Below are 13,327 nucleotides of genomic sequence, written 5' to 3'. Positions count from 1 at the left end.
AGGAGCACCCCATGCGAGTCCTGTTCATGTGCACGGCCAACAGCTGCCGCAGCATCCTTTCCGAAGCCATGTTCAACCATCTGGCACCGGCAGGCTTCGCTGCGGTGAGTGCCGGGAGCTTTCCCAAGGGGCAGGTATTGCCGCGCAGCCTCACCACATTGCAGCAGGCCGGTATTTCCATCGCCGGTCTGAGCAGCAAGGGCAACGACGCCTTCGCCGACAACCCGCCGGATATCGTCATCACCGTCTGCGACAAGGCCGCGGGCGAAGCCTGTCCGCTGTACTTCGGCCCGGCGCTGAAGACTCACTGGGGGCTGGAGGATCCATCCGAAGCAGTCGGTGACGAGGCTGCGATGGATGCCGCCTTCCGCGCCACGCTGGCCCGTATTGAGCAACGCTGCAGAGCTTTTCTCGCCCTGCCCTTCGACACCCTCGGGCGCGACGAGCTCAAGCACGAGCTGGATCGCATCGGCACTCTCTGAACCGGAGGACAGATGACAGAACAACTGCCCAACCTCGACCTTTCGCTGTTCGACGGCACGCCGGCCGTGGCCGGTTCGAGTAGCCACAAACCACGCATCCTGCTGCTGTACGGATCGACCCGCGAGCGCTCCTTCAGCCGCCTGCTGGTGGAGGAAGCCGCGCGCCTGCTGGAACACTTCGGTGCCGAAACCCGGATCTTCGATCCATCCGGCTTACCGCTGCCCGACGACGCTCCCGTGGAACACCCCAAGGTGCAGGAGTTGCGCGACCTGATGCAGTGGTCGGAAGGCCAGGTGTGGTGCTCCCCCGAGCGGCACGGCGCGCTGTCGGCGGTGTTCAAGGCGCAGATCGACTGGATTCCCCTGGCCCTCGGCGCCGTCCGCCCCACCCAGGGCAAGACGCTGGCGGTGATGCAGGTCTGCGGCGGCTCGCAGTCGTTCAACGTGGTCAACCAGCTGCGCGTGCTCGGCCGCTGGATGCGCATGTTCACCATCCCCAACCAATCTTCGGTACCCAAGGCCTACATGGAATTCGACGACGCCGGCCGAATGAAGCCCTCGGCGTACTACGACCGGGTCGTCGACGTGATGGAGGAGTTGGTGAAGTTCACCGTGCTGCTACGCGACCGGCAGGCGTTTCTGGTGGATCGTTATTCCGAGCGCAAGGAGACTGCCGAGCAGTTGTCGGCTCGGGTGAATCAGCGGTCGATTTGACGACGACTGCAAGTGCGGTCGGCAACGGCGTGAAGAATCTCGACAAAATCCATGATCGGATGGCCTGCTTCCTTTTCGGCCCGATACACCGTGCCGACTTCCCTGTGGAAGGTATCGACGCCCAGGTCGATTGACCTGATCCCGGCGGGCCAGCATCGCGTCCCCAGCGTTTCGGGAATCAGTGCCACGCCAACAGCGTTTTCCACGAGCTGCACGATCGCATCGAGCTCGTCCAGCTCGCATGTTTCTCGTGGACTCACATCCTTGCGCTGCAGGAACCGGTCGACTTGCCGTCCGCCAAAAGACGCCCGGTCATAGCGGATGAAGGGCTCGTTCGACAGGATTTCTCGCCAGTCGTCGCCCTGCGTACTTTTGGGCACGATCAACCTGTAGGGCTCGCAGGCTAACGTTCTCCAGCGCAAATCCGCCTGTATCGAGAAAGCGGGCCTTATCATCACGGCCATATCGATCTCACCCGAATCAACCAGATCGAGCAGATGGATCGATAGGCCAGGCAGGACTCTGCTACGCAACGTCTTGTGCAGTTTGTGAAACCTGGCGAGCGCCAGCGGAAAAACATTTCGCTGCAGTGAAGCGATCGCACCAATCGCGACCAGCGAGGGAGCCCCCGCTCCAGGCAGTGAGGCACCGAGGCCCTCGTACATCCGAATCAGGTCTTTCGCTTGTTGCAGCGCCTGGAGACCGATCGCGTTCAGTTGTGCGGAGCGACCGGACCGATCGAACAGCTCGACTCCGAGCTCAATCTCAAGCCTGTGAATCTGGGCACTCACAGCCGCTTGCGTCAGGCCGATCCTGTCGCCGGCAGCCGTGAAGGTTCCCTCGCGGGCAACGGCAATGAAGGTCTTGAGCTCTTTGATCATTCACAAATTTCCGTTGTGGTAGCTCAAAAAATATAGCGCCCCTTCGGTAATGTCACGGGCTCCGTATTGCCGGAGTCGACGCGCTTGCAATCCGCCTGCTGCTTCTCGGAAGGCCAGTTCCTGCATTTCCAATGGCTCATAAACGCAAGACGGGCCATGAGGCCCGTCTTCTTTCGGTCACGCTTTCTTTACGGAATCAGGCACACAAGCCGAGTTCCTACAGATCTTTCTTGGCCGCCTCATAGCGCGCCCGGTTTTCCTCATTGGCCGGATACAGGCCGGGAAGTGCTGCACCGTTCTTCACTTCGTTCATGATCCAGGCTTCCAGGCGTTCCTGTTCCACAGCCTCTTCGACCACCTCATCCAGGAGAGCCGCCGGGATCACCACTGCGCCGTCGATGTCGGCAACGATGACATCCCCGGGAAACACCGCCACGCCACCGCACCCGACAGGTTGCTCCCAATCGGCGAAAGTCAGCCCGGCGACCGAAGGCGGAGCTGCGGCACCGTTGGCCCAAATCGCCAGGCCTGTGGACTGGACCCCGGCCAGATCCCTGACGGCCCCATCGCTTACCAGAGCAGCCACGCCCCGCTCGGCCATGCGTTGACACAGGATATCCCCCCAGAACCCGGCATCGGTGACGCCGTTTGCATCGACGACCGCAATACAGCCTTCAGGCATCTGTTCAATGGCGCCGCGGGTAGAGTTTGGCGAACTCCAGGATGCCGGGGTCGCGAGGTCTTCCCGGGCGGGAATGAAACGCACCGTGAATGCACGCCCTACTTTCCGCTCGGAGGCGGAACACAATGGCCGCGCACCCCGTATCCAGACGTTACGAAGCCCTTTTTTCAACAGTACGGTGGTCAAGGTCGCCGTGGTGACCTTCGCCAGGGCGTTGAAGGACTGCTCATCATTGTTCATGGTCATGAGTTCCGATGGAGTTTTAGATGCTTGGAATGAGGCCGCCATCGATCCGGACGGTCGTGCCCGTCACGTAGCTGGCCCGCTCGCTGGCGAGGAAAGTCACCACATCGGCATATTCGTCCGTGGTGCCATAGCGCCCCAGCGGAATGCTTGCGGCGCTCTCCGCTTCGACCGACTCGACATCGCGCCCTTCGCGCTTGGCGCGCGCTTCGTCAAGGAAGCGCGTGCGGTTCGTACCGATGCGGCCAGGAATGACCACATTCGAGGTGATGCCATCCTTGGCCACGTCCCGGGCCAGGGTCTTGGACCACCCCAACAGCGAGGCACGCGCGACATTGGAAAGTGCAAGATTCGCAATGGGCGCAACCACCCCCGAAGAGGTGCTGGTGATGACCCTGCCCCAGCCGCGCTCACGCATGCCCGGAAGCAAGAGATCCGTGATGCCGATTACAGAGATCACCATGGATTCGAACGCCGCGCGCCAGTTCTCCAGCGACTGCCCGAACGCAGGCCCCGGCTGAGGGCCACCCGTGTTGTTGATCAGGATGTCGATACCCCCGACATCGGCCAGGATTTTCTGCACCCCCTCACGGCATTGTTCACTCTCGCTCAAATCCCACACGTAGGTCCGTACTTGGCCTCCTACCGCCTGGACGCGCTCAGCCGTGGCGGTTAGCGACTCTTCGCTGCGACCAGCGATGCACACCAATGCACCCTCTTTCGCCAACGCGACCGCTATTGCACCGCCTAGACCACCGCCAGCGCTGAGAACCAGAGCCCGCTTACCTTTGATACCAAGATCCATCGTCATCCCCGTGCGTTTTAGTAGAACCTGACCAACAACAGAACCTACCATCATCAGCAGGCAAGACAGGCAGGATGCCTAGGCCATACAGCCCCTGACATCGAGCTTATTCGTTGAGAACAGGTCCATCCTAGTGAGGGGAAAGCAGTCAAAAAAACAATAAATAATCGTGCAACTGAAAAAGAAAATTTATGAATGGACGGTACGCATTTGATTAGGCGGCCTGCCTGGCTCTCAACTAAACATCGGTTCTACGCCTTAAAATGCCTGCCGCTTTCATGCGGGTGATCTCTGCAATTTCCGCAGCCGCCATCGGTGCTTTTGGTTTTGTGCAGATGATTGTGGGATTGCACGCCGTTTATAACGGACGGCAGCCCGCTCTGAAGATTGATCCCGTTGGTGGCTTTCTGGAGTTCTGATGCTACCCATTCTGCTTTTGTCGGCCGCCGGTTTCACCGTGCTGACCACCGAGTTCATCATCGTCGGCCTGCTGCCCGGAATCGCCCGTGACCTGGCCGTCAGCATTCCCCAGGCGGGCTTGCTGGTCACCCTTTTCGCCTTCACGGTCGCGTGTCTCGGCCCCTTTCTGACGGCTTACTTTGCTCGATTCGAACGTCGCAAGCTGTTTGTCAGCATCATGGTGCTGTTCGGTCTGGCCAACCTGCTGGCGGCAATGGCACCCAACATTGAGGTGATGGCTGTGGCCCGCTTGCTACCAGCGTTGGCGCTGCCGGTATTCTGGGCCCTGGCCAGCGAGGCGGCGATGGATCTGGTCGGCGCAGAACAGGCCGGACAGGCAGTGGCAAAAATTTCGTTTGGCGTGGTGTGCGCCACGGTATTTGGCATTCCCGTCGGCGCGCTGGTCGCTGATGCGCTGGGTTGGCGTGCGGCCTTTGGCCTGTTGGGCGCGCTGGCATTTGCCAAGGCGCTTCTGCTGTTCTTTTTTCTGCCTACCATCCAGGTGCACAGTGCAGAGACGTCCTTGCTCAAACAGTTTCGGGTACTACGCAGCCTGGAAATGCAGGGGCACGTGTTGCTTTCGGTTCTGGTGTTTTGTGGGATGTTCACTGCCTACACCTACCTTGCGGACATCCTCGAACGCTTGGCCGGCTTCAATGGCACAGTCGTGGGTTGGTGCCTGATGGCATTTGGCGCAGTGGGATTGATCGGCAATTCGCTAGGCGGCCACGCTGTGGATCGCCACCCATTGTGGGCATCCATTGGCTTTTCACTGTTCATGATCATGGGCATGGTCGCGTTGATCCCAAGCATCCATTCGACCACTGCGCTAGCCATCGCCATGGCGGTGTGGGGCATCACTCAAGCGGCGCTCTTTTTGGTCAGCCACGTTCGGTTGATGAAAACAGCACCCGAAACGCCAGCCTTTGGTGCCTCGCTAAACATTTCCGGCGCGAACCTGGGGATTGGCTTGGGCGCCATTGTTGGTGGTCATGTAATCGACAATTTCGGCCTAGGCAGCTTGGGCTATGCGGCATCCGGCTTCATTGGTCTGTCGATCTTGCTAGCGCTGGTATTGATGCGTGGGCCACTGAGCGAGGTAACGCAAGTGTGAGCCGAGGTATTGGTTTTCCACGTTAGTTAGCGAGCGTCCGCTTCTGGCCCAGACTGTGTAAAAACCTGATCGGAAACTGAAGTGCGTGCTTCTGCGTCAATTCTGGAAAAGCAGGGCTGCTCTCTACAGACCAATAATTCACGTAAAGCGCGATTTTTGGGGTGTTTTTGCATCAGCCAAGCTGCGTTTGGTGTTTTTACACAGCCTCGGCCGGAAGCGACCCTGACAATCGGCTGCATTCAGCCAGAAGTAGGCATCCAGCGTCTGTTATCTTTCGTTCATACGAATCACCCGTTCCGATAGTCAGCCCTTGATACACGGTTGCGCATTAAGCCATGGAGCAGATTTGATGCGCTCCGGAAAATGCCCTCTACGCTAGCGTGCATGGCTACTTGCCATCCAAGTAGTACGCCACTATCTTGTGCTTTATATTAACGTGATTACTAAATATGGTGCTTTGGCTTGGGCGGATGTCTCGCTGACAATCTCATTTAGCTCCGAGCGAACTCACCCAGTGCAATCTGTTGTGAAGGTTTGACATGAAAGGGATTTCTATGCGGTTGATTAATTTCCATACCGAACACCCTGCAAGCGAGGATGTATTCCCTGGTGGCAGCCACGACAAGGTGGCGAGCGCAATACATGGTCATTTGCTGAGTGCTAAGCCATCTAAGGTGGTGGGGCTTGACGGTGAGTTTGGTTCCGGCAAGAGCTCGATCCTGAACATGTTGAAGGCGAAGCTGACGGCTGCTGACCCCGACTTCAGGGTCTGGTTTTTCGATTGCGAGCAAAACTACCAGGGCTCGATCAAAAGCAACTTCATCGAGCTGTTCACCGACGTGGTGCTTCAGGATGTGCCTCATGTCAGCAGGGCAGCGGCAGCTGTACAGGCCTCGCGAGACAGGGGATTAGGACGTCTTTTCGAGTACACCAAAAAAACAAACAGTCGCGTAAGTGTATGGGCCTTGGGCGTGATAGCCAGTCTGTTTTTTGCCGCTACCTCATTCCGAGAGATATTCGCCCTATCGCGCAGCGTGCAGGTTGCTACGGCGGTCAATGCCCCTGAAGCAACTTGGCTCCCAGGTTTTCTTCAAGGTACCTCTCCGTGGCTGATTGGCATCCACTGCATTTCCTTGCTGAGTCCGATATTTATCCTTGGAATCGCGAAACTGTGGCACTGGTATACCAAGGTAGGTGATGAGGATTGGAGCTTGCTCAGCCTGTTCAAGGGATCAAGCGACGATCGCATTAAGGAAAAGATCGAGGTGGGCAAGGAGGTCACACCCTTGGATCTTAAGAGGACGCTGATTGAACAACTGAGGGTTGTTGAGGACAAGCGCTTCGTCATCATCCTGGACAACCTAGATCGCTTGCCCAAAGACAGTCTGCGCTCAGTCTGGAGCGACTTGGAGATCTTTATCGCAGTCGCTGCCGAAGCTGCGAATCTAACCGTCATTGTTCCCTTCTGCTCGACGAAAATCGCAGAGTATTTGAAGGCAGATGGCGATCGCCGGTACGACAGCAAGGACTTCATTGCGAAGAAGTTCCCTGTCGTGTTCCGCTCACCACCTGTCATTACTTCAGGCTGGAAGGACGGATTCCGTCAGCTATGGAACCACTCGTTTCCAGATACAGATGGACGCCTCATTGAGCAAAGCGCTCAACTGCTGCAGCGTCACAGCCCGATGGCCAACAGCCTTGTCACACCTCGACTGCAGAAAAAATTCATTAACGACATTGCCGCCACTGCTCTCGTGGTAGGGGAAGAGATTAGTCTCCTGGCTATCGCTGGCCATCTTCTGCTCTGCAAGTATGCCGAGTTCCCCTTGGTAGAGATCCTTCGCACAGATGGGTTTTCGGCGCTCTATTTGGAGGAGTTCGAGAAAGTTCAGAAAGCCCAAATGGAGCTAGTCAGGGAGACTCAAACCCTGCTGAGCTCGATCCTTGGCGATACAATGGAGACAGGTTGGCAGATCCAGTTTCTGCAAATTCATTACCTAACAACGGGTGATATCGCAATCGCTGAGTTGTTGGACACACCGTTGGCTGAGGCTTTCGCGCGCAACGATCACGAGTCCTTGGGCAGGCTTACTGCTCTGTTCGGCTTCTCAGATGCCATAAAGCGGCTCATAGCTCAGCGACCGGTGCTGGCCTCTCTGCTGCCAACCATTTCCAACGCGCATCAGGCGGAAGAAGGCGAATGGATTACACCTTTGCTGGATCTGATCAACAACGCGCAACTGGAATTATTCAGCGAGTCGCTAACAGGGTCTGAAGATTTCTATGATGCTGTACGGTACTGCAAAGGCCGAGGGCTGGACGGTCGTCTGCTGATTAATCATGGTGATCATCTGAAGGCCAGTCTGATAAAGGTGCTGAATTCCAGTTTTGATCAGGAGCAGCTGGGGCTGGTATGGAACCTCATGGAGGAATATGACCGCTATCTCCACGCGCAAGGGTTCGAGTTTGAAAAGGTCATCGTCAAGCGGGCAGAGTATGTGATGCATTTGTTGCCCGATATGGCCCATCTGCATGTGATCAATTCCAAGGCGATTAGCATCGCTAAAACCGGTTTAGGCGAGGCGCAGTTGCAATTGGTCAGTTGTGCTGACTATCCGCTTGACCGAGTTCCGTTGCCTAGTGGATCTGTCGTGCAAGCGCTTGAATGGTTGTACGCGGATCTCGATCTGGGTGGCGGCGTGACTGATGGCATTGAGCCTGCAGAGGTCGCCGCGCTGGCAAAATTCGTTGGCACTGCTGGTGAGGCTGAAAATGCAGTGCTAGGTCTGGCGTTGGCCGCGAATGTTGATCAGGTCATAGGCACCACCATCACCACGTTGCTTGCAAATAATGCCAGTCCCCTGATCAAAGCGGTGGCTGCAGTTACCTATATCCGCCAAACAGATGCGGACGCTTTGGCCAAGCTGGAAGATTTAGACGGAGTCTTCGAATCGTCGGTCTTCCGCGCACTTGCGAACGCAACGCTGCAAACGGCCTCTCTGTTCAAGCTCCTAGCTAATGAACAAGTCGGTGAACCAGTCGGCGGTTTCTTGGCGTACTTAATCCGGGAACGGCGTATTGGGTCGTTGCGCTGTGACTGGGTAGCTGCTCACTTCAGGGTTCTGACAAACGCTGTTGCACCTTTTGAGATGTCTGAGCTTGACGTCGCAATCTGGTTGACCCCGTGGGACGTGCACATTGAAAAAGCATGCCGGGATGTTCTAAAAACGGACGACCAATTGATCAGAATCGTCATGGCGTCGGATGAGAAGGTACTGCCCAAAACACGGGAGGGACTGCTCAAACAGGTCACGATAGAAGAGCGAACTTGCGATGAGTGGGTTCAGCTCATCATGGCTGGAGAGAAGCAGTACTTGTCAATCGTGGATGCGGTTATGCAAAGAGGGATTTCTATACCAACCATTGATGCTGTCAACGATGCTCTGATCCAAGTGCTCAACTCCCTTGCTAATAGTTCGATAACGTCTCCGTGGGGGGGAAAGCAGTACGCAATGGTGAATGCACTGTTGAGGGGGCTTGATACCCAGCAACGAGATGTCATCGGTATTCGCTTGAGGTCGTTACTCTTTGCCGAATCTGTAGAGCCTGAGCACTTTGTTGCACCGCTTGCAAAATACGGCCACCTGATTCCAAGTATTCAGCCATCGAACCCGCAAGAGGTGCTACGGATCGTACTGTTCCTGTCATACCTCAGCCGAAACCCCGAAGGCCTTGCAGCTTTGGCCGAATTTTTCGATGCGAGGGCCGAGCAAATCGCTACATTTAAATACTCACCTGAACTCCGTAGCGCGATGGGGGAGGCCGTTGCCAAGTTGTCTCGGGTCACCCCTGCTTTGTACAAAAAGTTTGCTGAAACAAGGGGATTCAAGAAACTGATCCGGTCGCTCAAAGGAGTCGCGCGTGACACTGAACCTGAACAGTAAATCGCTCCGGTTTACCTAGATATCTCGGAGCCTATAAAAGAGGCAGCCTCAGGCTCAGGTAAAGATTTGATCCGTCCGCTTTTGGCCCAGACTGTGTAAAAACCTGATCGGAAACTGAAGTGCGTGCTTCTGGGTCAATTCTGAAAAAGCAGGGCTGCTCCACAGACCAAGAATTCACGTAGAAGCGCGATTTTTGGGGTGCTTTTGCATCAGCCAAGCTGCGTTTGGTGTTTTTACACAGTCTCGGCCGAGAGCAGACTGGACAGCAAACCGTTTTGTTGCCGCCAGCCACACTAGATTAGCTTCAGTTTGGGCCACGTAGCTTGCCAGTTCTTGGAGTGAAGGCGGTCCAGATAGATCTGCCTCTTTTCGGCCTGGAAGTTCGGGCCTGGTCGCACCACGAGCTCACATAGGTCCTCCAGCCCCAACGGCGCTGCTATTTCAATGAGATCGTTCTCTAGAAGCCTGACTGCTACGGCTGTAGCAGTCTCTGGCCAAGCCCTCATCGCTTCCACTGCCGAGCGATAGGGTCTGTCGCCGTTGCGGGCATGCATACGCGCCTGGTTCTTTACCGACCAGTTCAGAGTGCTATCGAACGCCTGCAGGCTGGCCTCTATCGCTGCGTCGACGTCAGGGTGATCGTTCATTTTGTCGAACCAGATGACATCGATGTCAGGAGGCAATGGCGAACTCGCACGACCGTGCTGCCGATCCCAAACAGCGCTACGAACAAAGCCCGCGGCGACCCAGCAATCGGGAAGACCAAGCGCACTCACGAACCGCAGAATCCGCAGGCGTGCGGGATCGTCTTTGATGACAACTTGTACCTGTCGTTTGTAGAGCAGATTCATGCGCTGAGTTCGATGATCCGAGGAAAATAGAGTGCAAGTCGGCGGGAGCTATCGATCACGAACGACCGAAACTGACCGCCCTATTAGGAGATATCAGTTCACCGCTCTCTGGTATGGATAATCCCCGCTATAAGAGCCACGAAGGGAGCGAGCAGCACCAAGCCACCGACGGCTACCGAACAGCCCCAAGCAAAGCCCCGTTCTCCCTGGAACCGCCGTCGCTTAGAAAGCCCAGCACGCAAACGCCGACACGTAAGCCAACAGATTGATTACGACGTCTGAGATGAAGTCCATTTGATATTTGTGCCCTGCCAAGCCCAGCGGCAAATGGCGATGGGTGTTAAGCATACCTATAGGCGGCCTGTGCTTCTGATTGCTGCTGGCAGCCGGCTCTCAACTCAACACCGGTTACCACGCTGCGCACACGCCCCCGAAATTTGCCCGATAGCCGACACCTTGATGCAGATGTTGAGCAATATTCTCCGAGAGGTTGAACTGACGCGGCCCATGAAGCGATGGAACTGATTCTCGCTGGAGAACACAGCACGTGTGGCTGATCAGAAATGACAATGCGCGATGAAGATCACCGCAACGCTCTACTTCGTTCGATACAGTCATCTGCGATGATCCAATGGATCTACACCCTGGACGAAACCACGAGAAGGACTCTCATGTCAGCCAAACCCGCCGCTCGTCTGAGCGACCCAACCTCCTGCCCGGTCCCCGGACATGGCACGCCGGCCATCCAGTCCGGTTCCCCGGATGTGCTGATCAATGGCCTCCCCGCCGCGCGCCTGGGAGACACCGCCGGCTGCGGCCAGACCATTTCCGGTGCCTACTCCACAACCGTATTCATCAACGGCAAGAACGCCGTGACGCTCGGCACCACGCTGAGTCATGGCGGGGTAATCATCGGAGGATCGGGCGACGTACTGATCGGCGATACGGTCGTCGCGGCCCCCTTCATCACTCCATCCCTTCTAGCGACCGAGAAGTGGATCAGCTTCCAAATCCCGGCAGTCGAGCGTTACAGCGGCTGGCGGTGCGTCGCGCACTTCGATGATGGATCGAGGCTCGTCGGCATCTTCAACAGCGACAACCGGGTGGCCTTCAGCAATCCGTCGGGATCGATCTGCACCCGCGTCGAGATTCCCGTACCGGATGCGGGCGAGCAGCCCTCCGTTACGGACAAGCTGCTCTCCATTATCACGGGGAGTGGTCAAGGATGAACAACCTTGAGGTTCTGGGCCAATACCAGACGCAGAACGGGCACATACTGCCACGCTCCCCGCTCGACGAGGCCCTTGCCGGCATGGAAGGCGCGGCGACAAAGTTTTCGCTCGATGCCATCAACGACGCCCAGACTCGTGCCAGCTATGCCGCCAACATCAAGCGGATGTCCGCGCAGGTACGCGCGGACGTGGCGGCCGGCAGAATCAGCAGCCAGGAGGGTGTCCAGTTCTGCCATGAGATGCGTAACAAAATCATGGCGGAACACCGCAAGATCACCTCGATTACCGGACTCGCCAAGGCGCAGCAGCACAAGAAAACGCCGCCGACCCTGCCTCACCTATTCGAAAAGTACGCCACCAACAAGTATGGCAAGTCCTACGAGGTGCTCTCAGTCGATCAGAAGCAACAGATTCACTACGAAATCATCGAATCTTCCGGCCGGGACAACGCCAAGTTCACCAAGGGCTCGGATCGACTGCGCATCATGGGCAAGGTAGGCATCCTGGTCACTGCGGCATTTGCCACCTACGAGATCCTAAACGCCGACAACAAGATCAAGGAGACAGCGCGCCAGGGGATGATCATCGGCGGAGGTGCTGCCGGCGGGTTTCTCGCAGGCCTTGGCGTCTCGCTCATCTGTGGCCCGGGCGCGCCCTTCTGCGCCATTGCCGTGGTGCTGGCAGGCAGTGCGGCTGGCGGAATTGCAGGCAGCTTGGCTGCCGACACCCTGGATGACGAACTCGAGGAGTTCTCCAAGTGGGAAGTATTTTGACCCGAGACGAGCGCATCCGGTTATGGTCGGCGCTGTCGGATGCCTTCGTGGACAACAAGGTCGACTACCCTGCCATCGCCCGTCAGTTGGCAGGATTCGACCGTGCCGCGATAAAGGCGGCCTTCTTCGAGGAAGTGGCACCAGTCTGCTATTCGAACCTGCAAGCACCTATCCCACCAATATGGACGGCGTTCGACAGCGCTTGGCTCGTCGAGACCATCGACGCTAACCAGCAAGCTCGCCGATCCTCGACGTTTCGCCGCATGCGCGACCGAGCCCTCGTAGCCTATCTGCGTAATCGGCTCAGGGAAGAGTGGCATCGCATCGAGCGAGAGCTGGAGCGACAAGATTCGGCGGAGACTGGTTGAGGGCAAGACCGACCGCACGACGCTTTGCGACCTATTGTGCAAGCGAGTAGCCAAAGCCACGGACAAGTGGCGCCATGGCGATGGTAATGTTTCATGTACATCAGGCGGCGCTCGCCGAGTTCCGATCAATAACGTCTCGAGTTGGATTCATGGAATACCTGTCTCAATTGCTCACGCTCTCCGGCATCGTTCTCCTGGCTTGCATCAGCCCCGGTCCGGATTTCGTCGCCGTCACGTCCAACGCCTTGAATGACCGACGATCCGGCATGCTCGTCGGTCTGGGCATCGCTTGCGCCGTGGTCGTCTGGGCAAGCTTGGCGATCCTCGGGTTTGGATTGCTCATCAAGGAGTTGTTCTGGCTCTATGAAACCATCCGCCTGGTCGGCGCGGCTTACCTGATCTACCTCGGCGCGCGGATGCTGATGGCCTCCTTCAAGGCCGGGAACAGCGAAGCGCGCGTCGAGGGTGTTCCGCGAGTCGGGGCGCTGCAAGCGTGGCGCCAGGGTTTCATGGTCGGCATCACCAACCCGAAGACGGCGACCTTCTTTGCCACCCTGTTCGTCACCGTGCTGCCGGTCGGCGCGCCGACCTGGGTCTATGTCAGCGTGGTTGCGCTGGTCGGTCTGATAACGGCTGGGTGGCTGGGGGCGCTTGCTGCGTTCTTTTCCGTGGGGCGCGTTCGATCCGTCTATGCGCGCATGAGCCGAGTGATCGATGCCGTGATGGGTGCAGCACTCGTGGGGTTGGGGATTCGCCTGGCCAGCAGTCGTTAAGGCGAG

General features: G+C 57.3%; 13 protein-coding genes. 9 read left to right on the top strand and 4 right to left on the bottom strand.

Features of this window, described 5'->3' with window-relative positions:
• Positions 1–11 precede the first annotated feature (11 nt).
• Together EA795_RS14915 and arsH are read left to right on the top strand one after the other, a co-directional pair.
• A complete protein-coding gene (locus EA795_RS14915; RefSeq protein WP_058075262.1) occupies positions 12–482 on the top strand; it encodes an arsenate reductase ArsC in 471 nt (156 codons plus the stop codon).
• 12 nt (positions 483–494) lie between these two features.
• Positions 495–1,196: an arsenical resistance protein ArsH gene (gene arsH, locus EA795_RS14910; protein ID WP_122078161.1), complete on the top strand. Its 702-nt coding sequence runs from the start codon at positions 495–497 to the stop codon at positions 1,194–1,196.
• On the opposite strand, the gene EA795_RS14905 is transcribed toward arsH, so the two are convergent.
• The 3 genes from EA795_RS14905 to EA795_RS14895 all read right to left on the bottom strand — a co-directional run bounded on the left by EA795_RS14905 (position 1,181) and on the right by EA795_RS14895 (position 3,807).
• On the bottom strand, positions 1,181–2,077 hold the full coding sequence (locus EA795_RS14905; protein WP_122078160.1) for a LysR family transcriptional regulator: 897 nt from the start codon (positions 2,075–2,077) through the stop codon (positions 1,181–1,183). The two genes, arsH and EA795_RS14905, sit on opposite strands and share 16 nt — an antisense overlap.
• A gap of 217 nt (positions 2,078–2,294) precedes the next feature.
• Complete coding sequence (locus tag EA795_RS14900) at positions 2,295–2,999, bottom strand: ribonuclease activity regulator RraA (protein ID WP_122078192.1); 705 nt, start codon at positions 2,997–2,999, stop codon at positions 2,295–2,297.
• A gap of 22 nt (positions 3,000–3,021) precedes the next feature.
• On the bottom strand, positions 3,022–3,807 hold the full coding sequence (locus tag EA795_RS14895) for an SDR family oxidoreductase (protein WP_170162236.1): 786 nt from the start codon (positions 3,805–3,807) through the stop codon (positions 3,022–3,024).
• Positions 3,808–4,085: 278 nt separating this feature from the next.
• On the opposite strand from EA795_RS14895, the gene EA795_RS21060 reads away from it, so the two are divergent.
• The 3 genes from EA795_RS21060 to EA795_RS14885 all read left to right on the top strand — a co-directional run bounded on the left by EA795_RS21060 (position 4,086) and on the right by EA795_RS14885 (position 9,324).
• Complete coding sequence (locus tag EA795_RS21060) at positions 4,086–4,226, top strand: hypothetical protein (RefSeq protein ID WP_205891492.1); 141 nt, start codon at positions 4,086–4,088, stop codon at positions 4,224–4,226.
• Entirely contained in the window at positions 4,223–5,380 is a 1,158-nt protein-coding gene (locus tag EA795_RS14890; protein WP_122078157.1) for an MFS transporter, read from the top strand. Before EA795_RS21060 ends, EA795_RS14890 begins: the two co-directional genes overlap by 4 nt.
• A 539-nt stretch (positions 5,381–5,919) precedes the next feature.
• The gene (locus EA795_RS14885) at positions 5,920–9,324 is read left to right on the top strand and encodes a P-loop NTPase fold protein (protein WP_240645031.1); all 3,405 of its coding nucleotides are present in this window, start codon (positions 5,920–5,922) and stop codon (positions 9,322–9,324) included.
• Between the two features lie 293 nt (positions 9,325–9,617).
• Here EA795_RS14885 and EA795_RS14880 read toward each other — a convergent pair whose 3' ends face one another.
• Positions 9,618–10,175: a nucleotidyltransferase family protein gene (locus EA795_RS14880; RefSeq protein ID WP_122078154.1), complete on the bottom strand. Its 558-nt coding sequence runs from the start codon at positions 10,173–10,175 to the stop codon at positions 9,618–9,620.
• A gap of 671 nt (positions 10,176–10,846) precedes the next feature.
• Between EA795_RS14880 and EA795_RS14870 the strand changes: the two genes are divergently transcribed.
• The 4 genes from EA795_RS14870 to EA795_RS14855 all read left to right on the top strand — a co-directional run bounded on the left by EA795_RS14870 (position 10,847) and on the right by EA795_RS14855 (position 13,321).
• A complete protein-coding gene (locus EA795_RS14870) occupies positions 10,847–11,404 on the top strand; it encodes a PAAR domain-containing protein (protein ID WP_122078190.1) in 558 nt (185 codons plus the stop codon).
• Positions 11,401–12,180 (top strand): hypothetical protein, encoded by a 780-nt coding sequence (locus tag EA795_RS14865; RefSeq protein WP_122078152.1) that lies wholly within the window; start codon positions 11,401–11,403, stop codon positions 12,178–12,180. The genes EA795_RS14870 and EA795_RS14865 overlap by 4 nt, the downstream gene beginning before the upstream one ends.
• Positions 12,177–12,548 carry a DUF7079 family protein gene (locus tag EA795_RS14860; RefSeq protein WP_122078150.1) on the top strand — a complete coding sequence of 124 codons (372 nt, stop codon included), beginning with the start codon at positions 12,177–12,179 and terminating at the stop codon, positions 12,546–12,548. The genes EA795_RS14865 and EA795_RS14860 overlap by 4 nt, the downstream gene beginning before the upstream one ends.
• Before the next feature lie 74 nt (positions 12,549–12,622).
• Positions 12,623–13,321: a LysE family transporter gene (locus EA795_RS14855; protein WP_240645030.1), complete on the top strand. Its 699-nt coding sequence runs from the start codon at positions 12,623–12,625 to the stop codon at positions 13,319–13,321.
• The last annotated feature ends 6 nt before the right edge of the window (positions 13,322–13,327 follow it).

This window comes from Stutzerimonas nitrititolerans (assembly GCF_003696285.1).
GTDB lineage: Bacteria > Pseudomonadota > Gammaproteobacteria > Pseudomonadales > Pseudomonadaceae > Stutzerimonas > Stutzerimonas nitrititolerans.
This window is presented reverse-complemented; position numbering and strand designations above follow the sequence as displayed.